The following is a 23682-nucleotide window of genomic DNA, read 5'->3' on the forward strand; positions in this document are numbered from 1 at the left end:
AGATGAGAGCTACAAGACAGGCTCGCTGATGCCTGGGTACTACGCCCTCGCCTCGCCTGCGGTCATCGATGCGACGAAGGTGGCCCAAGCCGTCGCCTTGAACATCAGTACCGGGCCTAAGGTGTCCTTGCTGTCCCGCACCGGTACGACACCGGGGAGGTTCAGCGCGGCCTCGACGCACTGGCCGTTGGCGTCGCTGCGGGTGCTCTTGTGCCACATGGCACGAGACAGGTCCATCGCCGCCCCTCCTCCTTCTTTCGGATCTAGGCCAGGTCCCTGGCGACGGCGGCGATCAGGTCGCGGGACTTGCTGGCGCTGAGCGCTGCCGCATGTAGGTGGGTGTAGGTAAGGGTAACCCGACGCATGTCGTCTTCACGTTCGAGGTAGGCGTCGCCTGCCTGGCTCACCACGTAGGCGACCGGGCTGTGCACGTCTTCGGGGAACTCTAAGATCGAGAAGGAGCCGACGGTGCCGGGGTGCCAGCCCTCGCTGAACGGCAAGACCTGCAGCTCGATGTTCGGCCGCTTGCTCATCTCGACCAGGTGGCGGAGTTGGGCGCGCATGACGTCAATGCCGCCGGTGTGGCGGTGCAGCACGCCTTCGTCCACGATCGCCCAGAACGTCAGCGGCGGATCCTCGGTCAGGCAGGCTTGCCGGGCCATGCGCAGCTCTACACGGCGGCGGACTTCTTCCTCTTTCCCTGGCCAGGCCGCCTTGGTGATGGCGCGGGCGTAGTCCTCGGTCTGGAGCAGGCCGGGCACGACGGCCAGTTCGAAGTTCTTGACCTCGACGGCCGCGCCCTCCAAGCCGACGTACATGCTGTAGTTGCTGGGCAGTTGGCCGTACTTGGCCCACCAGCCGCGCTGCTTGCCCTGCTGCTGGAGGTCGAAGATGGTGGCGCGGCGCTGTTCGTCGCTGATGCCGTAGCGGTCGAGCATGACGATGAGGTCGCCGCGGTTGATGCCGACGTCGCCTGCCTCGATCTTGTAGATCTTCGACTCGCTGCAGCCAAGGACGTCCGCAATCTCGACCTGGGTGATCCCGGCTGCTTCGCGAGCGGCCTTGATCTGCCTGCCGAGCTGCCATCGCGCGATGGTCGGGCCGCTTGCCCTGGGCACCTTGACCCTCCTCTGCCTGGCTGATCGACAGTCTTCTCCGCCCCGGGCGGGCGGGCAAGGCGCCACGCCGACCCATCAGACCAGACTCGTAAAACTTACACTGAAGTATTGAACCCGGAAGATTTGCGTGTCAGTCTGTAATCGGCCGGTGTCGTTGGGTGGATCCGAGATCCTCGGCGGCAGTGGTGAAGGAACCCGGCGGAGGGCGGTCTTGCAGGTGGGTGCCGGTTCGTCGCTCTCCGCCGGGCTGTAGTGCACGTACATGGCTGCCGGACGGACGGCGGCAACCGCCCGTCCGGCAGCCACACCGAAGCGAGGGTTGAGCATGGCGACAGCAGGTGCGCTGGTGGGAATCGCGCTGCTCGGGTTTCTGGCAGGGCTGTTCAGCTTCCGGGTGAAGAGCCGGTGGTGCCCGCGCTGCGGGACGTCCACTTCTCCAAGAAATCAGGGGCGGCACTGGGTATGAACATTGCGCCGACACAGATGTCACCGGCTGGGAGCCGACGGAGTTGATGCCAACTTGACGATTGGATCGCCTTGGAGCGAACTTGCCGTACAAAGCGGCCGGGCCAGAAATCGATTTTGCCCAATCTGGCTTGAACAAGGCGCTACCCGGCGCGGTGGGCGGACATTGCGCCGACGCGCCGGAGAGTCGTGATCCTAACTGTCCGGAAGGTTACCGAACGTGTTTCGGCTGGTGGGGGCAAGGGTCGGTAAGGATGGAGGTATGCCTTCGCCACTGTCCAAGCCCCGCCACGCCGTGGTCGTCGGCGGGAGCTTCGCCGGTCTGTGTATCGCGCGTACCCTCGCCGATCATGTCGAACGGGTTACCGTACTCGACCGGGACCGCTTTCCGGACGGACCGCGGCTGCGTACCGGTGTTCCGCAGGCCCGTCACCTGCACGTCCTGATCACGTCCGGGCAGCGCGCCCTCGACCGGCTATTCCCCGGCCTGATGGCCGAACTCTACGACCGGGGCGCCGTACCGGTCGCCGCCCCGACCGACCTGCTGTCGCTGAGCCCGTACGGCTGGCGGGAACGTTTCCCGGCCACGCACACCCTGGTCGGGGCCAGCCGGGAACTGCTGGACTGGACCATCCGGCAGCGGCTCTCGGCCGACGGGCGGATCCGGTTCGAGTCTGCCCGGGAGGTGGTCGGGCTGCTGCCCGGCGACGACGGCGCCTCGGTCGCCGGAGTGGAGTTGCGGGTCCGCCGTGGCGGGTCCGAGATCCACCGCTGCGACGCCGACCTGGTCGTCGACGCCAGCGGGCGCGGCTCGCGTACGCCGGGCTGGCTGGACGCGCTCGGCTACGGGCGGCCGGCGGAGACCCGGATCGACGCCGGGCTGGGCTACGCGAGCCGGCGGTACCGGCTGCCCCCGGGGGTCGCCGACAGTTGGAAGAACATCATGGTGATGCCGAAGCCGCCGCACGTCTCCCGGGCCGGCGTGCTGTACCCGATCGAGAACGGCCGCTGGATGGTCACGCTCGGCGGGTTCGGCGACGAGACTCCGCCCACCGACGAGGCGGGCTTCCTGGAGTTCACCCGCAACCTGCGCAGCCCGCTGATCTACGAGGCGATCCGGGACGCCGAGCCGGAGGGGCCGATTCACGGGTACCGGCGCACCTCGAACCACCGCCGGCACTACGAGACGATGCCGCGCTGGCCGGAGGGGTTCCTGGTGGTGGGGGACGCCGCCTGTGCCTTCAATCCGGTCTACGGGCAGGGCATGAGCGTCGCCGCGCGGACGGCGGTGGTGCTCGGCGACCACCTGCGGACCCGGCCGGGGCGGTTCGGCCGGGCCGCCCAGGCGGCGGTGGCCGGGTGCAGTGCCACCGCCTGGACCATCGCCACCGGTACCGACCTGCGGTTCTCCTCCGGCGGGGCGGTACGGCCCGGGCGGCGTGGCCGGCTCTCCCACTGGTATCTGGACCGGGCCTCCGACGTGGCGGACCGGGACCCGTACGTGCTGCGGGTGCTGACCGACGTGCAACACCTGGTCCGGCCGCCGACGGCGCTGGCCCATCCGAGGGTGGCGCTGCGGGTGCTGCGCGGTCCGACCCGCCCGCCGCTGTCCACCCCGCCCATCACGGCACCGGCTCGGCCGGCACCCGGACGGTGAGCACCCCGGCCAGGTCGATGTCCTCGGCGCGGCCGTCGAAGCCGGACTCCGAGATCAGTCGGGCGCCGAGGACGGTGCTCCAGAAGGTGCGGGCCTCGACGTCGGCGGGACGGTCGATCACCCAGCCGTGCCGGTCCAGGATCGCGGCGAGATAGCTCTGCGCCTGGCGGAACAGCACGGTGAGGCTCTGCTCGGCGACCGGGCGCAGTTCCGGCCGGCGCCGGGTGATCGACATCGCCTGCACCGCGATCGGTACCGCCGGCAGGGTCAGCGCGCTGCGGGCCAGCGCCGCCCGGAACGCGGCCGGGGTACGTCGGCGCAGGCCGACCGGCTCCAGCCGCTCGGCGTCCCGGAGCAGCAGCATGAAGGCGGCGTGTACGAACAGCCCCTCCTTCGAGCCGAAGTAGTAGGTGATCTGGTTCGGGTGCGCCGAGGCGGCAGCCGCGATCTCGGCCACGCTGACGGCGTCGAAGCCGCGCTCGGCGAAGAGTGTCGCGGCCTGTTCGAGGATCTGCGCCCGGGTACGCCGACCACGGGCTCTGGGCGGCTCGGTGGACATGCCATAGTTGTATGCGATACAACTAACGGAGGACAAGCCGGCACACCGCGCGGACGACGAGGAGACCAGCATGAGCGGCCGGGACGCGGTAGTCACCGGACTCGGCGCGACCACCCCGCTCGGCGGGGACGTCGACTCCCTCTGGCAGGGCATGCTCGCCGGACGCTCCGGAGTACGCCGGATCGACGACCTGGTGGCCGACTTCCCGTACACCGACGACCTGCCGACGAAGATCGCCGCTCCGATGGCGGTCTCCCCGGAGACGGCGCTGTCCCGGGTGCAGGCCCGCCGGATGGACCGTTGCCAGCAGGCCGCCCTAGTCGCCGCGCGGCAGGCCTGGGCCGACGCCGGCAGTCCCGAGGTCGACCCGCTACGCCTCGCGGTGGTGATCGGGACCGGGATCGGCGGCGTCAACACCCTGCTGGCCCAGGACGACCTGCTGGAGGAGAAGGGGCCGGCCCGGATCTCCCCGCTCACCGTGCCGATGCTGATGCCGAACGGCCCGGCGGCCTGGGTCAGCCTGGAGTTCGGCGCCCGGGCCGGCGTCTACACCACGGTCTCCGCCTGCGCCTCCGGCGCCGAGGCGCTCGCCCTGGCCGCCCGGCTGGTCCGGGCCGGCGAGGCCGACGTGGTGATCGCCGGTGGCGCGGAGGCGGCCATCGCACCGCTGACCATCGCCGGCTTCGCCCAGGCGCGCACGTTGTCGAAGCGCAACGACGAGCCGGAGTGGGCCTCCCGGCCGTTCGACGTGGACCGCGACGGCTTCGTGCTCGGTGAGGGGGCCGGGGTGATGGTGCTGGAACGGGCGGACTTCGCCGCCGCGCGTGGCGCCCGGGTGCTCGGCCGGCTGGCCGGCTACGGCATCACCGCCGACGCCCACCACATCACCGGTCCGGACCCGACCGGTGCCGGCCAGGTCCGGGCGATCCGCAACGCCGTGTCCGACGCCGGGCTGCAATCCTCCGACGTCGGACACGTGAACTGCCACGCCACCTCCACGGTGGTCGGCGACGTGGGGGAGGCGAGCGCGATCCAGCAGGCGCTCGGCGACGACGTCGTACTCACCGCGCCGAAGTCGAGCCTCGGGCACCTGGTCGGCGCGGCCGGCGCCGTCGAGGGCATCGTCACCCTGCTGTCGGTCGCCAACGGCGTCATCCCGCCGACACTGAACCTCGACCGGAAGGCCCCCGAGGTCCGGTTGGACGTGGCCAGCGCCGCGCCGCGCGAGCAGCGTCTCGCCGCCGCCGTCTGCAACTCGTTCGGCTTCGGCGGGCAGAACGTCTCGCTGCTGTTCACCGCCAACTGACGGCGGCTCCGTCCGGCGCCTGAGTTACCCGGGGAGGTTGAAAAGTTTCACTGCGGTTGGTTGAATTCGGCAATAGCTTACCGTCGATCTTGGAGCGTCCGCCGTGTCCGTCTCCCGCCGCGCCGTCCTGTCGACGATCCCCGCCGCCGGCCTGCTGGCGCTGGCCGTACCGCTGCGGGCCAGAGCCGCGACCCCGCCGGAACGGGTGACCGCCGCCCCCGCCGAGCACGCCGTACTGCTCGGCAACACGGTCGCGGTCTTCGCGGGTACCGCCGGGTCGAACGTCCGGCCCGAGGTGGCCGGCAAGGTCGCGGCGATCGACTCGACCGCCCGGTCCCGGCTCGACGCGCTGGCCGCCGCCGGCCCGGGCGAACTGTTCCGGAGCGTTCCGCTGGGCACCAGCGACCCGAACCTGACCGCGTCGTTCCAGTACCTCTACGAGATCGCCCTGGCCACCCGGACCCCCGGTGGCACCCTCACCGGCGACGCGACCATCCAGCGCCGGGTGATCGACGGTCTCGGCTGGCTGCACGAGCGCTACTACGGCGACCAGTCGGCCGGCTACTACGGCAACTGGCACAACTGGGAGATCGGCATCTCCACCCACGTCAGTCGGACCCTGGTGCTGCTCGCCGACGAGGTGGCGGCGTACCGGCCGGAGCTGGTCGGGACCTACCTGACCTCGATGGACGGCTACCTGCGCAACGGGAAGGACGGCGACGTCGACCTCGACTCGCGGTTCCACACCGGCGCGAACCTCGCCGACATCGCGACGAACCGGATCCTCCAGGGTGCCGTCTCCGGCGACGACGCCCGGATCAGCAAGGCGCTCGCCGACCAGCTCACCGTCTTCGCCACCGTCGACCCGTACGCGCTGCGGCACGGCGTCACCGACGGCTACTACGCCGACGGGTCGTTCATCCAGCACGCCTCGGTCGCCTACACCGGCTCGTACGGGCGGAACCTGCTGACCCGGGTGGTGCAGACCATCAAGATCCTCGAAGGTACCGGGTACGTCCAGCGCGCCGACCTGGTCGACGTGGTCCGGGGCTGGGTGGTCGACGGGTTCGCCCCGCTGATCTTCGAGGGCTGGATGATGGAGGTCGTCAAGGGGCGGGCGGTCTCCCGGCCCGGCACCGGCTACGCCGACGTTGCCGCGGTGGTCGAGGCGGTCGTCGACCTCTCCGGTCACGCCACCGGCGCCGACGCCCGCGCGCTGGCCGGCTACGTCAGGTTCGTCCGGCAGACCTCGCGGGCCGCGCCCAACCCGAGCACCTTCGTCTCCCCGGTCAGCATCGCCCGGTACGCCGACATCCTCGCCGACGCCTCGATCCCGGCGGCCGACCTCAATCCCGCGCAGCGCTGCGTCGCGTTCAACGCGATGGACCGGACGGTGCACCGCCGCCCCGGTTACGCCTTCGCGCTCGCCCGCAGCTCCGACCGGATCAGCAAGTACGAGTACATGAGCGGCGAGAACCTGATGCCCTGGTTCCAGGGGGACGGGGCGTACTACCTCTACCTCGCCGGACAGGACCAGACCCAGGCGTACGGGGTGGACTACTTCACCACCGTCTCGCCGTACCGGCTGGCCGGGGTGACCGCGCCGGTCGAGCACCGGCACACCGTCCCCGAGCTGTACGGCACCGCCTGGTACGACAACCCGGCGCGCGGCTTCACCTCCTCGTCGGAGTCGCAGAACACGTACGTCTACTTCCCGCGCGGCACCAACCGGTTCTCCGGCGGGGCGAGCCTCGGCGCGTACGGGGCGGCCGGAATGGTCCAGTCCGACGACGCCGCGTACGCCGCGAAGCGGGCCGGCACGCTGCCGGACGACTTCGTCGCGTACCGGAACGCCGTGGCCACCAAGTCGTGGTTCCTCTTCGACGACGAGATCGTGGTACTCGCCGCCGGGGTCGGCGACCTGGCCGGCCGGGCGGTCAGCACGACGGTCGACAGCCGGATCGCCGAGGCGTCCGATCCGGTGACGATCACCGGACGACTCCGCGACGGCCGGCACTTCACCGGCCCTGCCACGGCCACTGCCAGCGACACTGGCACGGCCACCGACAGCGACACTGCCACCGGCAGCGGCAGTGCCCCGCTGGCCTGGCTGCGCTACGCCAACGCCGCCCAGCAGACCTCGGTCGGCTACGTCTTCCTGGCCGGGCCGGCGCCCACCGTCACCCTCGACACGGTGACCCGGAGCCGCCGGCTGGTCCGCACCGCCAACCCGGACACGATGGTCCGCAAGCAGGTCTTCTCCGTCTCGGTGGAGCAGCCCGCCGCCGCCCCGCACGGCTCGCTGGCGTACGCGCTGCTGCCGAACGCCACCGAGCAGCGGCTGCGAGCGTACCCGGGCGGGCCGGTCGTGGTGCTGGCCAACAGCACCCGGTTCCAGGCGGTCCGGCACGCCGGGCTGGGGCTGGTCGCCGCGAACGCCTTCACGCCCGGCCAGCACGCCGCCGACCGGCTGGTGGTCGACGGCCCGGCCTCGGTGCTGGTCCGGCAGGCCCGGGACGGCACAGTCTCGGTCGCGCTGGCCGACCCGACCACCGACCGGGACACGGTCTCGGTGACGCTACGCGGCAGGTGGCGCCGGGTGGTCGCGGCCGACGACGGGGTCCGGGTCCGCCGGGTCCCCGGCGGCGCCCGGATCGAGGCCCACACCCGGCACGCGTACGGCCGCAGCTTCCAGGTGACCCTGCGCTAGCAGCACCGCCCGAACTAGCCTCGGGTACGCGGCAGGCAGCACTTCTTGTACTTCAGCCCGGAACCGCACCAGCACGCCTCGTTCCGCTCCGGCGGCCAGCGCAGTTGCGTGCCCCGCTCGGCCAGTTCCGTCGCGTAACCGGCCCGGGCCGACTCGTCGGTCGGGTCCGCGCCGTCGCGCCCGGCGAATCCGGCCAGCCCCTCGGTGGAGCCGCGCAGCGGGCCGAGCCCGATCCGGCCCGAGTCGGCCAGCCGGACGAGTTCCCGCTGGACCCGGCCCCGGTGCTCGTCCCAGTTCCGGCCGAACACCTCGGCCAGGTCGGGCCAGCGCGACAGCAGCGCGTCGAGTTCCGCCTCGGGCAGGAAGAGCCGGCCGGCCGGACCCGGCTCGGCCGCCGCCGTGGTCGCACTGCGGAAGAGTTCGTTCTCCAGCCGGTCGGCCAGGTTGTCGTTCTGGTCGTGCGGCAGGGCGAGTTCGCGGCGTACCCGGTGCCGCTGTTGCAGCAGGAAGAAGAGCAGCCCACCGGCCTCCTGCACGGCCGCCTCGCCGGTCACCGGTCCGGCGGTCACCGCTTCTCCGGCCACCGGCTCGGTGGTGCCGGCCTCGGCCGTCTCCTCCGTCGGGGTGGGCCGGTTGCGCAGTGCGGTCTCCACCGCCTCGGTGAGCCACTGCTCGGCCAGGTCGGTCCGACCGCCGACGTCCAACGCGGCGCTGAGGTAGGCGGCGGCGTCGGGCTGGGAGTCGAGCAGTGGGCGGAGCGCGGTGAGTTCGGCGAGCGCCTCGTCGGCCCGCCCGGTCCGGAACAGGATCCGGGCGTGCAGGGCGCGGGCGAATCCGGCGTCCGGGTCGGTGTCGTCGGGGTACGCCGCGACGGCGCGGTCCGCGTACCGCAGCGCGGCGTCGAACTTCGCCCTGGTCTCGGCGATCTCCGCGGCCAGGGTCAGCGCCTTTCCGGCGTCCGTCGGGTCGGCGAGCCGGCCCTGTTCGGCCGCGTCGGCGACCTCGGCGGCGATGCCCAGCGGGTTGGCCGCGCCCAGCGCGGACTGTCGTAGCTCGGTCAGGTCTGCGCTGCTGAGAACGTCTTTCGTCGGCACGTTTTCACCGTACTGCGGCACACCGCCCCAACCCGGCGGCTCCGGGCGTAACCCGCCTCACGTGGCCGGGGCAACCCGGTGGCCGGATCCGGCCAACCGTGGCGTCTTCCGGTGGACCGGCCGGCGGCGTTAACCTGCCTGAAACGATTCAGGCAGGAGGCAGGGGTGAGCCAGCTCAGCGCCGACCACACCGCCGACCCGATCCCCGACCCGGCTCGCCGGGGCCTGACCGCCGACCCGACCCCTGGTTCGTCCTGCCAGGAGTCGACCGCCGACCCGAGTGCCGGGCTCTCCCAGCGAGGGGCCACCGCCGACGCGCGACCCGGGCTCTCCCGGCGCGGGCTGCTCGGGAGCGGGGGTGCGCTCGCGCTCGGCGCCAGCGCCTCCGGAGCCGTGCTCGGTGCACTCGGCGCGGCCGTCACCGGCGCCGCCCCGGCCGCCGCGTCCTCCGGCGGAGCCGCCGCCCCGACCGGCCTGCTCACCTCCCTGCTGGACACTCCACTGGGGATCGCCGCCGACCGCCCCCGGCTGAGCTGGATCGTGCCGGCGCTCGGCCGCGCACCCCGGCAGTACGCCTACCAGGTGCAGGTGGCGTACGCCGCGACCGAACTGTCCCGCCGGGGCGGGGTGGTCTGGGACAGTGGCCGGGTCGTCTCGGCCGACTCCACCGCCGTCCCGTACGCCGGGCCGCCGTTGCGCCCCGGCTCGGTCTACCACTGGCGGGTGCGTACCTGGGCGGACCGGAACCGGGTCTCGCACTGGTCGACGCCGCAACGGGTGGTCACCGCCGCCGGGGACACCTGGGTCGCCGAGCCGATCTGGGCACCGGACGGCACGGTCCGGCTCGGCGACGGCAGCTTCGAGGTCTCGGTCACCATCACCTCGGTCGCGGCCAGCCTCTGGTTCCGGGCGCAGAACACCGCCAACAACTACCTCTGGCAGCTCCGGGCCGGCACCCCGGGCGTACTGCGTACGCACGTGCAGCGCAACGGCAGCTACACCGTACTGGCCGACAGGCCGCTGACCGAGCCGGTACCGGTCGGCGCCCCGCTGCGGCTACGGATCGAACTCGCCGGCCCGACCATCCGGACCTACCTCGGCGACGTCCTCGTGGACACCACTGTGGACGGTACCTACTCCGCCGGCAGCATCGGGTTCCGCAACGGCAGCACCGAGGCGCAGCGATTCCACTCGGCCACCTTCACCGACCCGGCCGGCGCGGTGCTGGTCGACGAGGATTTCTCGACCGGACCGGGGGTGTTCGCTCCCGGTGGCACGGTCAACGGCGGTGACCTGGTCGTCGAGCGGGGACAGTCGGTGCTGGCGACGCTCGGCGAGAGCAACGACTGGGCGCTGCTGCGTACCGAGGTGGTGTTGCCGCGCAAGGCGGTCGCCGCCGGCTTCGTCTACGCGACCGGGCAGTCGCCCGAGCCCACCCGGCAGTACGTCTACCAGCTCCGGGTCAACGACGAGTTCGCCGGAGTCGGCCCGGTACGGGCGATGGCCGGCGAGGCCCGGTACGCCACCCACGACGTCACAGGGCTGCTCCGGCCCGGCCGCAACGCCCTCGCCGCGCTCTGCTACTCCGCCCAGGAGCGTGCCTTCCTCGCCCAACTCGTCGTCGTCTACACCGACGGCACCCGCCAGGTCTTCGGCACCGGCCCGGGTAGCGGCACTGGTAGCGGCACCGGCTGGCGGGCTCGGCGCGCGGGAGCGTGGCGGCCACCGGCCGGCTTCACCGGCGGCGGCTACTACCAGGCGCCGCAGGAGTATCTGGACGCCCGTCGCGAGCCGGTCGGCTGGACCCGCGCCGGGTACGACGACTCCGGCTGGCAGCCGGCCGTCGCCGCCCCGCTGACCCGGCCGCTGGCACCGGCCTGGGTCGGCGACATGGAGTACACCTACCGGCGCCCGGTCGCGGTGCACCGGCTCGAACCGGGCCGCTGGCTCTTCGACCTCGGGCAGGAGGTGGTCGGCGGGCTCCGGCTCTCGGTCGACGCAACGGCCGGGCAGACCGTCGAGGTCCGGCTGGGCGAGGAACGCACCGAGACCGGTGCCCGGTACAACCTGCGGGCCGGGCAGACCTATCGGGAGGTCTGGACCCTGCGGGACGGCCGGCAGCGGCTCGAACACTGGGGGTACCGGGGCTTCCGCTGGATCGAACTGGTCGCCGATCCGGGACTCGACCTGTCCCGGGCGGTCGAGGCGGCGGTGCTGAAGCTGCCCTGGCGGGACGGGGACGCGACGTTCGAGAGTTCCGATCCCGACCTGGACCGGGTCTGGGCGATGTGCCGGTACTCGATCGAGGCGACCCGGCAGGACCTCTACCAGGACACCCCGACCCGGGAACGCGGCCCGTACGAGGGTGACGCGATCATCAACCAGCTCTCCGAGTACGCCACCCAGCGGTCGTACGCGCTGGCCCGGTACTCCACCTCCTACCTGGCCCGGCGGCCGACCTGGCCGGCCGAGTACCGGTTGCAGACCGTGCTCACCGCCTGGCAGGACTACCTGGCCACCGGTGACCCGTCGAACCTGGCCGCCGACTACGACCTCTTCGTCGACCGGCAGCTCGACGAGGCGCTCAACGCCGACGGGCTGGTGGAGAAGAATCCGGGCAGCTCCAGCCAGGCCAACGCCGACCTGGTCGACTGGCCGGCGAGCAACCGCGACGGGTACGTCTTCACCCGGGTCAACACCGTGATCAACGCCTGGCAGTACGCCGCATTCGAGGCGCTGTCCCGGATCGCCGGGGTGCTCGACCGTCCCGTCGACCAGCAGCGGTACGCCGAACTGGCCGCCCGGCTGCGCGCCGCACTCAACGCCCGACTGCTCGACCCGGTCGCCGGTGCCTACCGCGACGGGATCGGCACCGACCACCGGGCCCAGCACGCCACGGCGTTCCCGCTGGCCCTCGGCGTGGCGGAGGAGCAGCACGTCCGGGCGCTGGGGGAGGGGCTGGCGGCCGGCGGGATGCGGGTCAGCGTCTACGGCGCGCAGTTCCTGCTGGAGGCGCTCTACCGGGCCGGGCTGGCCGACGCCGCGCACGGGCTGCTGACCAGCCGCGAACAGTCCTCCTGGCTGCACATGATGGACGACCTCGGCGCCACAATCGTGATGGAGGCGTGGGACCCGTCGATCAAGCCGAACACCACGTTCTCGCACGCCTGGGGATCCGCACCGGCCAACATCGTGCCCCGGTTCGTCGCAGGGGTACGCCCACTCGCCCCCGGTGCGCGCGAGGTGCTGGTCGCCCCGCAACCCGGCCCGCTGGACTGGCTGCGCGCGACCGTCCCGACGGTACGCGGACCGGTACGGGTACACCTGGACCGCCGCTCGGTACCGGCCCCGGAGCACCGGTCCGGCTCGCACCCCGAGCACGGGTCCGGGCCGTACCTCGCCGTCACGCTGCCGCCGAACGTCGCCGGGCGGATCGAACTCGACCTGGCCCGGTTCGGCGTCACCGACCCTCGACGGGTGCGGGTTCGGACCGAAGGACGCTCCCCAGAGCGGACGGTGGCCGACGGCCGGCTCGTGCTGCCCCGGGTCGAGCCGGGCACAACCGTGCTCACCTGGCCCGACCGGCCCTGAACCCGCCCCACGGAGCCCGTCCACCGAGCCAGCCCACCGAGCCCGTCCATCGAGCCCGTCCGCCGAGCCCGTCCACAACCAACGAGCCGCCGACGCCGGGTCGGCAGGCCGTGCGGCAACGCCCACCGACCACCGACGAGCCCGCCCCATCGGCAATCACGAGCCCGTCCCACCAGCGCGAAGACGAGTCCGTCCATCGGCAGGAAGAGGAGCGCCACATGTCACGACGCCGACGATCCGCCCGGCTGGGTACCGCCCTGGTCGTCACCGCCGTACTCGTGCCGGGGAGCGTGCTCGCCGGTGCGCCACCCGCGATGGCGACCCGGGGACACGCACCGGGCACACCGACCGGGCTGACCGTCGACGACCGGACCCGCCCCCTCAACGTCGAGGGCACGCCCCGGTTCGGCTGGCTGCCCCGGGACCGCGACCCGGGCGAGACGCAGACCGCGTACCGGTTGACGGTCTCGGCGGCCGACGGCGACCTGGTCTGGGACTCCGGCAAGGTCCGCTCGGCCCGGCAGTCCTACGTCTCCTACGGCGGCCCGGCGCTGGCGGCCGGGGCGGCGTACCGGTGGACGGTGCGGACCTGGGACCGGACCGACCGCAGTTCACCTGCCGGCAGCGGCAGCTTCGAGACCGGCATCTCCGACGCCCGGTGGGAGGGGGCGAACTGGATCCGTCGGGTCACCGGCGACGCGGACGACTACACGCTGGCCCGGACGGAGGTGTCGATCGGGCGCAGCCGGGTGGTCCGGGCCCGCGCCTACACCGCCGCCGACCACACCTACGAGATCTACCTCAACGGCCGGCGGGCCGACCGGGGTACCTCGTTCGGCTACCCCGGTGAGGACTACTACCAGGCCGCCGACGTCACCGACCTGGTCCGGGCCGGCAAGCCGCTCGCGATCGGGGTGCGCTACCACTGGTACGGCAGCGGTCAGGGCCGCCCCGCCGGGGCTCCCGGAGTGTTGCTGAAACTGGTCGTCGAGCACGCCGACGGCACCCGGGCGGTGCACGTCACCGACGGCACCTGGCAGGTCGCCCGGGACAGTTTCTTTCCGGCCGGATCCGCCCGGCGCAACGGCGAGGGCGACCGGATCGAGCGCCAGGACGCCCGCGCCGAGATCGTCGGCTGGACCGCACCCGGTTACGACGACTCCGCCGCGCCCTGGGCGCCGGCCGTGGTCGTCGGGGCGCATCCGGCGACGGCGTACCCGCACCTGATCGGCCAGGAGACCCGGCTCGCCGAGCGGACCGTCAAGCCGGTCGCGCTGACCACCGCCGCCGACGGCACGGTGGTCGCCGACTTCGGCGTGGTGATCCCGGCCCGTCCGGCGGTACGGTTCGACGCCGGGGTCGCCGGCCGCACCGTGCCGATCCGGGCCGGCTACAACCTGAACCCGAGCACTGGCCGGGTGGAGACCTCCACGCTGCTCTCCCAGGGCACCGACATGAGCTTTCCCTACGTCCAGAAGGACGGGAAGCAGGAGTTCCGGGCCTTCACCCACCTCGGCTTCCGCTACCTGGAGATTCCGGCCGCCGGTGAGCAGATCGGCCGCGACGACGTCTCGGCGGTCGTGGTGCACACCGACACCCCGGCCGGCCGGGAGGCCGACTTCCGCAGCTCGGACCGCACCCTGGACGAGGTGTGGGAGATGCTGAAGCGGTCGGCGATCTATTCGGTGCAGGAGGCGTTCGTCGACACGCCGACCCGGGAGAAGGGCCAGTTCCTCGGCGACGCGGCCGACATCTCGTACGCCACCATGGGCGCCTTCGGCGAACGGGACGCCACCCAGCAGGCGATCCGCGAGTTCCTCCACTCCGCCACGCGCTTCTGGAACACCGGCAACGACCTGGGTCGCTACAACGCGGTCTATCCGAACGGCGACGGCAAGCGGGACATCCCCGACTACTCGCTGATGTTCGTGGACTGGGTCTGGCGCTACTACTCGGAGACCGGCGACACCGACCTGCTCGCCGAGGCGTACCCGTCGATCCGGAACACCGCCGACTACGTGCTGCGGCACATCCCGGCCGACGGCCCGACCGCCGGCCTGGTCACCCGGCTCTCCGGCGGCAGCGGGGCGTACCAGTACGGCATCGTCGACTGGCCGGAGCCGGGCCGGTTCGGCTACGACATGAGCGCCGCCGCCCGGACCACCATCAACGCCCAGGGCGTCGACGTGCTGCGCGACGCCGCCCGGATGGCCGAGGCGCTGGGCCGACCCGCCGAGGAGGCGGCCGGTTACCGGGCCCGGGCCGACGCACTCGTCGACACCATGAACGCGAAACTGCGCCGCCCCGACGGCGTCTACGTCGACGGCCTCGCCGCCACCGGCGAGCAGAGCACGCACGCCGGCCAGCACAGCACCTCGTACGCGATCGCGCACGGGGTGGCGCCGGAGGCCGATCGGCCTGCGCTGGCCGGATATCTCGCGTCGCTGGGCATGAAGCAGGGGCCGATGACGGCGCACTGGCTGCTCGCCGCGCTCGGCGAGGCGGGCCGGGCGGACGCCGTACTCGACCTGCTGACCAACCCGGACGACCTGGGTTGGGCGAACATCCTCGCCCAGGGCGGGACGTTCACCTGGGAGGCCTGGACCCTCGACCCGGGCACCAACTTCAGCCAGTCGCACGGCTGGGGCGCGCAGGCGGTGGTCGACGTGCAGGAGACGCTGCTCGGGGTGCGTACCGCGACCCCGGGCGCCGGCCGGGTCGACGTCGTGCCCCCGGCAACCGGCCTGTCGTACGCCTCCGGCACCGTGCACACCCAGCGTGGCCCGGTGACCGTGGACTGGCGTCGTGACGGTGCAGGGGTACGCGTCGCGCTGGACGTACCGGTCAACGTGACCGCCCGGGTCGCGCTGCCGGTGGTGCCGGGCAGGTCGTACCGGGCGAGCGGGCCGAGCCGGGCCACCTTCGTCGGCATCGAGGACGGCCGGGCCGTCTACGAGGTCGGCTCCGGCCGTTCCCTCTTCCAGCCGACCGAGCGCCGCCCCTGACCCGCCGCCCTACCCCGCCACCGTGACCCGACCGCGACCCGACCCAGCACCCCGCTGGGCCGGGCCACGGTCGGGTCACCATCATCGCGAAGAGTTCGGCTCGCCCCGGCCGGCCGGACTTTCCAAGATCTTTCCTGCGACTGTGGGTGGAGGGTCAGTCGGGGTCGGGGAGGGCGAGGAGGTCCCGTAGTGCGGATCTGCCGTCCGGGGTGAGTCGTACGGCGCGACCGGAGCCGATGCGTTCTATCCACTTGTGGTGCAGGAACGTCTCGCACAGCTTCGCGCCGGCGGTTCCGGCGAGGTGTTGCCGTCGCTCCGTCCAGTCGAGGCAGCCGCGGGCGAGCGGCCGGCTGCCGGGGCGCAGCGCCTCCGGGTGTACGCCGAGGGTGTCGGTGAACCAGGCGAGCCCGGCCGGGGTGAGGGCGAAGCCGCCGCTCTGGTCCAGCAGTCCCGCCCCGGTCATCGCGTCGGTGACCGCGACGCCGAGCTGTCCGGCGAGGTGGTCGTAGCAGGTCCGGCCGCGTCGCAGCGCCGCGTCGGCGGTCGCCGCCCGCAGGCCGCGCGGGGGTGCCGCCCGCCCGTCGATCCCGGCCGACACGCTCTCCAGCAGGTGGGCGACCGAGGGACCGGCGAGTTGGACGTACCGGTGCCGGCCCTGGCGACGCTCGACCAGCAGGCCGCCGGCGACGAGCCGGTGCAGGTGCTCGGTCGCGGTGGAGGGCGCGACCCGGGTGTGCGCCGCCAACTCGCCGGCCGTCCAGGCGCGGCCGTCGAGCAGCGCCAGACAGATGGCCGCCCGGGTCTCGTCGGCCAGCAGAGCCGCCCACGAGGCCAGGTCAGAGGCGGAGGTCATCACCCCAGTCTAGGTCGCGACGCTTCGGCCACCGCCGAACCATTTCGGCCGTACCTTCCGGTTCATGCAGCAGATCAGCGGCCACGATGCCGCCCTTGCCGTGTTGACCGACCCGGCCTTCGTGGTGCCGCCGGTGCCCTCCGGCGAGACTGGTGTCGCCTGGCTCCGCGCCACGGTCGGCCGGTTCAGCACCGGCGAGGCGCACCGGCGTCGACGGGCGCTCTCCGTTGCCGTCCTGGCGGCGATCCCGCCGGAGTCCCTCCGAAACGCCGCCGACCCGACGGCGCATCCGGTGGCCGTCCTTGCCCGCGCGATGGGCATCGACGACCCCGTGGTCGAGTTGGTGCGCGACGTCGCGCAGGCGTACCAGCCGGGCACCGGTGACGCCGACCGGGCCGACGCGGCCGTGGACCGGCTGGTGGCCGTGCTCGGTGGCGGCTTCGACGAGCCGACCGCCGCCCGGATCGGTGTACTGGTGCAGGCGTGCGAGGCCACCGCGACGCTGATCGAACGGGCCCGGTGCCGCCCGGTCGACGACGTACTGCGCAACGAGCCCCCGGTCCCGGCGACCCGGCGGCAGGCGCTCGTGCCGACCACCGTCGGCGGCGTCACCGTCCAGGCCGGCGAGGTGGTGCGGGTCGGCCTCGACGGTGAGCTGGCCTTCGGCGCCGGACCGCGCCGCTGCCCCGGTCGCGCGCACGCCCTCGCCCTCGTCGAGGCGGCACTACGCTGACCCGCCCGGGCTGGGGCTGACCCGCCCGGGCTGGGGCTGACCCGCCCGGGCTGGGGCCGTCCGAGGGCTGGAGCCGCCCCGCCCCTCCCGGGGCCACCGCGTCCTTCGGGACCACCCGCGTCCTTCCGAGGCCACCTCGTCCTTCGGCACCACCGCTACGGGCCACCGCGTCCTTCCGGCCCACCGTGCCGGGCCGGTTCGGAAACCGCTCGACATCAAGCGAGGTTCAGGTCATAGGGTCGTGGGCATGAGCGCGATCCGGGGGGACCGAAAGACCTTCTACCAACTATTGATCAACACGTTGTTGGTGTCGGTCATCAACTTCACCGTCTGGTTCGCGATCACCTTCTACGTCTACCTGGAGACCCGATCGGTCTTCGCCACCGGCGTGATCTCCGGGATCTTCCTGGTGCTGACGGCGCTGACCGGCATCTGGTTCGGCAGCCTGGTCGACCACCACCCGAAGAAGACGGTGATGCAGGTGTCGGCGGTGGTGTCGCTGGGGCTGTACGCACTCGCCCTGGTCGTCTACCGGTTGACGCCGGAGGAGTCGTTCGCCGACCCGACGAGCACCGCGCTGTGGACGATGGTCGTACTGCTGATGCTCGGGGTCATCGCCGGCAACGTCCGGACGATCGCGTTGCCGACCCTGGTGACGGTGCTGATCGAGGAGGAGACCCGGGACCGGGCCAACGGGCTGGTCGGTACCGTCTCCGGGGTCACCTTCCTGGTGACGTCCGTGATCAGCGGCATCCTCGTGGCGATCGGCGGGATGTTCTGGGTACTGGTCCTGGCGTTGGTGGTGCTGGCGCTCGCCCTGCTGCACCTGGCCCTCGTCCCCGTACCGGACCGGCCGGTGACATCCGTGCCGGCCACGGAGCCGTCGACCGAGCCGTCGACTGTCGGGCAGCCACCGCTGGTCGCCGGAGCGGCGGTCGGCACCGAGCCGGCGGTCGCCCCGAAGCGCAGCGTCGACCTGCGCGGCACCATCCGGGTGGTGGGCGAGGTGCCGGGGCTGAGCGCGCTGATCCTCTTCTCGGCGTTCAACAACTTCCTGGGCGGCGCCTTCATGGCGCTGATGGACGCGTACGGGCTGTCGCTGGTGTCGGTGCAGACCTGGGGCCTGCTCTGGGGTGTACTGAGTACCGGGTTCATCGTCGGCGGGCTGCTGATCACCCGGACCGGCCTGAGCCGGAACCCCGTCCGACTGCTGCTGCTCGTCAACCTGCTGCTCTGGACCGTCACCATGCTGTTCCCGCTGCGCGCGTCCATCGTCCTGCTCGCCGTCGGGCTCTACGTCTACATGCTCGTCGTGCCGTACGCGGAGGCCGCCGAGCAGACGATCCTGCAGAAGGTGGTGCCGTACGAGCGGCAGGGTCGGGTCTTCGGCTTCGCGCAGAGCGTCGAGCAGGCCGCGTCGCCGTTGACCGCGTTCCTGATCTCGCCGATCGCGCAGTTCGTCTTCATCCCGTTCATGACCGACGGGGCGGGTGCCCGGGCGATCGGCGGCTGGTTCGGCACCGGCCCCGACCGGGGACTCGGTCTGGTCTTCGTGCTGACCGGCATCATCGGCATGATCGCGACGGTGCTGGCGTTGCGCAGTCGTCCGTACCGACGGCTCAGTCAGCGGTTCGTGGCGGGGTCGGAGCCGAGCCAGCCTGAGCTCGCCCCCTCCGGCAGCAGGTCGTAGCCGGCCGATCGTCAGGGTCCGCACCGAGGAGCAGTTCGCCGCCGACGTCCCCGGGCGCGTGGCGTTCCGGTGACCGGATGTGGCCACCGGAATCCATTGAGTCCGGGCGGGGCTGCTGGCCAGGATCGTCTCAGGAAACACATCGAGACGTTTCACCGGCCGTGCAGTGGGGAGTCGGCGCATGAAATCCACCAGGTTGCCCCGGTCGGGACTGTCGGCCGTACTCGCGCTGCTGCTGGCGTTGCCGATGGCGGCGGTCGCCGGGTCGGCACCGGCCGCCGCGCGGGCGGACAGTCCGGCGGTGACGGTGGCCGGCCTGACCACCGAGCGGGCGACGAACCCGCTCGGGCTGGACGTCGAACGGCCCCGGCTCGGCTGGACGGTCGACTCCGCCCGGCGCGGCGTGCTCCAGCACTCGTACCAGGTGCGGGTGGCCAGCAGTCCGGGTCGGCTCGACCGGCCGGACGTCTGGGACAGTGGCCGGGTCACGTCCCGGAACAGCACCCTCGTCCCGTACGCCGGCCCGGCGCTGGAGCCGCGCACCCGGTACGCCTGGCAGGTGCGGATCTGGGACGAGACCGGTCGCGCCTCCGGATGGAGCGAGCCGGCGTACTGGGAGACCGGGGTCGGCGGGCCGGACGGCTGGCAGGGCGACTGGATCGGGCTGGCGCCGCCGACCGAGTCCTGGGTGGACTACACCGTGCAGACCACCGTCCGGGTGGAACGGGACGCGGCCGGGATCTTCCTCCGGGCCAACGGCACGGGCAACGCCTACATGTGGCAGTTCTCCACCACCAACGGCCAGGCGAAGCTGCGCCCGCACGTACGGGTGAACGGGACGTGGACGGTGCTCAAGGAGGTGTCGCTGGCCGCAGTCGTACCCCCGGAGAAGCTGGCGGTGCCGCACACCCTGCGGATCGCCGCGATCGGTGACACCTTCACCACCTGGGTCGACGGGGTGCAGGTCGACGTGACCCGGCACGGCGCGCACCGCTCCGGCTCGATCGGCCTGCGCACCTCGCCGCCGGAGACGGCGGTCTTCACCGACCTCTCGGTGACCAGCGGCGACCGGACGCTCTACGCGGCACCGCTGACCGACGGCGAGAACCCGTTCGGCGCCGGTGCCCCGACCGCCGACGGCCTGCGGGTCGGCGGCAACACCGAGACGCTGCTCGCCGCGCTGGACGCGAACCCGCTGCTGCGGCGCGGCTTCCGGGTCGACGGCACGGTCACCCGGGCCCGGCTCTACGCCAGCGCGCTCGGCGTCTACGAGCTGTCGCTCAACGGCACCCGGGTCGGCGACCACGAGCTGGCCCCGGGCTGGACCGACTACGCCAAACGGGTGCAGTACCAGAGCTACGACGTGACCGGCCAGCTCCGGTCGGGCGACAACGCGCTCGGGGCGATGCTCGGCGACGGCTGGTACTCCGGCAGCATCGCCTGGTTCGGCACTGACAACTACGGCCCCCGGCCGCTGCTCAGCGCCGCCCTGGTGGTCGACTACGCGGACGGCCGTACCGAGACGGTCCGCACCGACGGCTCCTGGCGGGCCACCCCCGGCCCGTTCCTCTACACCGACCTGATCCACGGCGAGACCTACGACGCCCGGCGGCTGCCGGCCGGCTGGGACGGGCCCGGCTTCGACGACGCGGGCTGGACGGCGGCCACGGTCGGCGGCGACGGCGGGGCGACGTCCCGGCTGGTCGCCCAGGTCGACCCGCCGGTCCGGGTGACCCAGGAGCTGCGGGCGCAGACGCTGACCCAGCCGACCCCGGGGACCTGGATCGTCGACCTGGGGCAGAACATGGTCGGCAAGGTCCGGCTCAGGGTGGACGGCCCGGCCGGCACGACGGTACGCATCCGGCACGCCGAGGTGCTCAACCCGGACGGTACGGCCTACACCGCGAACCTGCGGACGGCTCGGGCCACCGACCTCTACCGACTGCGCGGTGGCGGCCCCGAGGTGTACGAGCCCACCTTCACCTTCCACGGCTTCCGCTACGTCGAGCTGACCGGCTTCCCCGGCACCCCCGACCTCGGCACCGTCACCGGGCTGGTGATGCACACCGACGGCGAGCTGACCAGCACCTTCGCCACCAGCAACCCGATGGTGAACCAGTTGCACAGCAACATCACCTGGGGGCAGCGTGGCAACTTCCTCTCCATCCCGACCGACACCCCGGCCCGGGACGAGCGGCTCGGCTGGACCGGCGACATCAACGTCTTCGCCGAGACCGCGACGTTCAACATGGACAGTCTGACCTTCCTGACCAAGTGGCTGGCGGACCTGCGGGACGCGCAGTCGGCGAACGGGGCGTACCCGGACGTGGCGCCGAGGAGCTGTTGCGGGGACGGCGCCACCGGCTGGGCCGACGCCGGCATCACCGTCCCGTACACGCTCTGGCAGCGCTACGGCGACCTGCGGGTGGTCGAGGAACACTACGAGTCGATGGTCCGCTACGCCGGCTGGCTGGAGAGCACCAGTTCGGGACACCGGCGGACCAACGCCGGCCCGTACCTCGACTGGCTGAACCTGGACGACCCGACCCCGGCCGGTGTGATCGGCACGGCGTACTACGCGTACAGCATCCGGCTGCTCGGGGAGATGGCCGGCGCGCTCGGCCGGACCGCCGACGCGCAGCGGTACGCCGCGTTGTCGAAGCAGGCCGCCGAGGCGTTCACCACGGCGTACGTCGCGGCGGACGGGACCGTGCAGGGCGACAGCCAGACCGGGTACGTCCTCGCGATCGGGATGGACCTGCTGCCCGACCCGTTGCGGGGGAAGGCCGCCGACCGGCTCGTTGCCAACCTGGAGCGGCACGACTGGCATCTGGCCACCGGCTTCCTCGGCACCCCGGACCTGTTGCCGGCGCTGAGCGACACCGGGCACCTCGACGTGGCCTACCGGCTGCTGCTCAACGACACGTACCCGTCCTGGGGCTACGAGATCGGCAAGGGTGCCACCACCATCTGGGAGCGGTGGAACTCGATCATGCCGGACGGCAGTTTCGGCGACGTGTCGATGAACTCGTTCAACCACTACGCCTACGGCGCGGTGGGCGACTGGATGTACCGCACCGTGGCCGGCATCCGACCGGACCCGGCCAACCCGGGCTACGCGCACCTGACCATCGCACCGCAGCCCGGCGGCGACATCCGCGCGGCGAAGGCGTCCTACCGGTCGATCCACGGCACCGTCGGCACCGACTGGCGACTCGACGACCGGGACCAGTTGCACCTGGCGGCCACCGTGCCCGGCAACACCACCGCCACGGTACGGATCCCGGCGGCGAGTCGGCACGCGGTCACCGAGGGCGGCCGGCCGGCGGACCGGGCCGAGGGGGTGCGGTTCGTCCGGCTGGACGGTGCCGACGCGGTCTTCGAGATCGGCTCGGGGAGCTACCGCTTCGCCGTCGACCGGGTGCTCGGCGACCTGGGCGAGGCGGCCGACGCGGTCACGGCGGCGGCAACCGTCGCCGACCAGGTCGAAGGTGAACTGAGCTGGCCGCTGGTGGTCCAGTTGCGGGTCCGGCTCGCCCGGTTGACCGTCGAGGCGGCAGCGGCCCGGCTGGCGTACCGGTCCGGGGAGGGGGACGCGCGGGCCACCGCCGCCGCCGTACACCGGGCCCTGGCGACCGGGGCCGACCTGGAACGCTGGCTGGCGACCCAGGTACGGGCCAAGCGGATCCCGTCGGCGGTCGCGGACCGGTTCGCCGCTCCGCTGACCCGGCTCGACCAGCGGCTCTCCGCCGCCTCGTCGGCCCTGGTCGGCGCGGTGGCCCGGCTCGACCTGCCGGCCACCGAGGCACTGCCCGGCGACGTGGTACGCGCGGCGGTGCTGGTCGCCAACGGCGGAACCGCCACGCTCACCGGCGTCGAGTCCAGTCTGGACGTCGAAGGCGACGGCGTGACGGTGCGCCCGGTCGGCGGTCGGCCGGGCAGTGTCGCACCGGGCCGCTCGGTGCGACACGAGTACGAGGTACGGATCCCGGCCGGTCAGCCGGTCGGGACGGTGTCGCTGACCGGGTCGGCGGGTTACCGCCACCGGTCCGGTACCGCGACGATGCCGCTGGCCGGATCGCTGCCGGTGGCTCCGGCGGTCACCGTGGTCTCGACCACCGTCGCGCCGGCCACGGTGGCTCCGGGCGGCACGACGACCCTGCACACCGTGCTGCGCAACCGGTCCACCGTCGCGGCGAGCGGGCAGTTGACCGGTACCGGGCCGGACGGCTGGCGGATCGAGCCCGGCGGTCGGGCCTACACGCTGGCCCCGGGCGCCGAGGTCACCCTGGACAGCGCCGTCACGGCACCGCTGGCGGTGACCGAGGGCCCGGCCGCCATCACCGTCGCCACCGGGCCGACCGAGGCGGAGCGCCGGACGGTCGAGGTGCCGGTCCGGTTCGACAACCCGCCGGGGACGGTGCTCGACCACGTCGACCTGGGCGGGGCAGCGTCGGAGCAGGCGCACCGGCTGGCCGCCTCGGAGCACTCCGGCAGCAACGTCGAGGCCGGGCTGACCCGCCGCTACACCAACGTCAGCTATCCGGGCGGATGGTTCGAGTTCGACCTCGCCGTCGCGCCGGGCCGGCCGTTCCTGCTGCGGGCCGTCGAGACGTACGACAACCCGCAGTTGAAGGACTACCAGGTGCTGGTCGACGGGGAGTTGGTGCACGCACGGGCGTACCAGCGTACGGCCGCCGGGGTCGGCACGGTGAGCTACCAGTTCGTGGTGGACCGGCCGGAGTCGACCGCCGACGGGGTGGTCCGGGTGCGGTTCCAGGACACCGGCGAGGGCTACGACCCGTCGATCGCCGACGCCTGGGCGCTGCCGCTGCCGCAGTGACGGGTCAGCCGAGGGGCGCGGCGCAGTGACGGGTCAGCCGGTGGGCGGGCCGCAGTGA

At 72.6% G+C, this 23682-nt stretch carries 13 protein-coding genes; 8 read left to right on the forward strand and 5 right to left on the reverse strand.

From position 1 onward, the window contains the following. Nucleotides 1-39 precede the first annotated feature (39 nt). Together Pen02_RS31760 and Pen02_RS31765 are read right to left on the reverse strand one after the other, a co-directional pair. On the reverse strand, nt 40-237 hold the full coding sequence (locus tag Pen02_RS31760; RefSeq protein ID WP_203869850.1) for a DUF397 domain-containing protein: 198 nt from the start codon (nt 235-237) through the stop codon (nt 40-42). 26 nt (nt 238-263) lie between these two features. Next, the gene (locus Pen02_RS31765) at nt 264-1118 is read right to left on the reverse strand and encodes a helix-turn-helix domain-containing protein (RefSeq protein ID WP_203869851.1); all 855 of its coding nucleotides are present in this window, start codon (nt 1116-1118) and stop codon (nt 264-266) included. Nucleotides 1119-1845: 727 nt separating this feature from the next. Between Pen02_RS31765 and Pen02_RS31770 the strand changes: the two genes are divergently transcribed. Further along, nucleotides 1846-3240: an FAD-dependent oxidoreductase gene (locus tag Pen02_RS31770; protein WP_203869852.1), complete on the forward strand. Its 1395-nt coding sequence runs from the start codon at nt 1846-1848 to the stop codon at nt 3238-3240. Here the strand turns inward: Pen02_RS31770 and Pen02_RS31775 are convergent. After that, nucleotides 3206-3799: a TetR/AcrR family transcriptional regulator C-terminal domain-containing protein gene (locus tag Pen02_RS31775; RefSeq protein ID WP_203869853.1), complete on the reverse strand. Its 594-nt coding sequence runs from the start codon at nt 3797-3799 to the stop codon at nt 3206-3208. The two genes, Pen02_RS31770 and Pen02_RS31775, sit on opposite strands and share 35 nt — an antisense overlap. Nucleotides 3800-3869: 70 nt before the next feature. Here Pen02_RS31775 and Pen02_RS31780 point away from each other — a divergent pair, with 70 nt between their 5' ends. Continuing rightward, entirely contained in the window at nt 3870-5105 is a 1236-nt protein-coding gene (locus Pen02_RS31780; RefSeq protein WP_203869854.1) for a beta-ketoacyl-[acyl-carrier-protein] synthase family protein, read from the forward strand. A 103-nt stretch (nt 5106-5208) separates the two neighbouring features. Then, nucleotides 5209-7815 carry a polysaccharide lyase family 8 super-sandwich domain-containing protein gene (locus Pen02_RS31785; RefSeq protein WP_203869855.1) on the forward strand — a complete coding sequence of 869 codons (2607 nt, stop codon included), beginning with the start codon at nt 5209-5211 and terminating at the stop codon, nt 7813-7815. 14 nt (nt 7816-7829) lie between these two features. On the opposite strand, the gene Pen02_RS31790 is transcribed toward Pen02_RS31785, so the two are convergent. Then, nucleotides 7830-8909 carry an SEC-C domain-containing protein gene (locus Pen02_RS31790; protein ID WP_203869856.1) on the reverse strand — a complete coding sequence of 360 codons (1080 nt, stop codon included), beginning with the start codon at nt 8907-8909 and terminating at the stop codon, nt 7830-7832. A 165-nt stretch (nt 8910-9074) separates the two neighbouring features. Here Pen02_RS31790 and Pen02_RS31795 point away from each other — a divergent pair, with 165 nt between their 5' ends. Beyond that, nucleotides 9075-12500, forward strand: coding sequence for a family 78 glycoside hydrolase catalytic domain (locus Pen02_RS31795; protein ID WP_203869857.1), 3426 nt, complete (start codon nt 9075-9077; stop codon nt 12498-12500). Between the two features lie 218 nt (nt 12501-12718). Continuing rightward, nucleotides 12719-15505 (forward strand): family 78 glycoside hydrolase catalytic domain, encoded by a 2787-nt coding sequence (locus tag Pen02_RS31800; RefSeq protein ID WP_203869858.1) that lies wholly within the window; start codon nt 12719-12721, stop codon nt 15503-15505. A gap of 154 nt (nt 15506-15659) precedes the next feature. On the opposite strand, the gene Pen02_RS31805 is transcribed toward Pen02_RS31800, so the two are convergent. Continuing rightward, complete coding sequence (locus tag Pen02_RS31805; protein ID WP_203869859.1) at nt 15660-16358, reverse strand: ArsR/SmtB family transcription factor; 699 nt, start codon at nt 16356-16358, stop codon at nt 15660-15662. 64 nt (nt 16359-16422) lie between these two features. Between Pen02_RS31805 and Pen02_RS31810 the strand changes: the two genes are divergently transcribed. From Pen02_RS31810 to Pen02_RS31820, 3 genes are all read left to right on the forward strand, one after another. Then, nucleotides 16423-17091: a cytochrome P450 family protein gene (locus tag Pen02_RS31810; RefSeq protein WP_203869860.1), complete on the forward strand. Its 669-nt coding sequence runs from the start codon at nt 16423-16425 to the stop codon at nt 17089-17091. A gap of 247 nt (nt 17092-17338) precedes the next feature. Further along, a complete protein-coding gene (locus tag Pen02_RS31815; RefSeq protein WP_203869861.1) occupies nt 17339-18781 on the forward strand; it encodes an MFS transporter in 1443 nt (480 codons plus the stop codon). A gap of 181 nt (nt 18782-18962) precedes the next feature. Further along, entirely contained in the window at nt 18963-23624 is a 4662-nt protein-coding gene (locus tag Pen02_RS31820; RefSeq protein ID WP_203869862.1) for a family 78 glycoside hydrolase catalytic domain, read from the forward strand. The last annotated feature ends 58 nt before the right edge of the window (nt 23625-23682 follow it).

Origin of the sequence: Plantactinospora endophytica (assembly GCF_016862915.1) — a bacterium.
GTDB lineage: Bacteria > Actinomycetota > Actinomycetes > Mycobacteriales > Micromonosporaceae > Plantactinospora > Plantactinospora endophytica.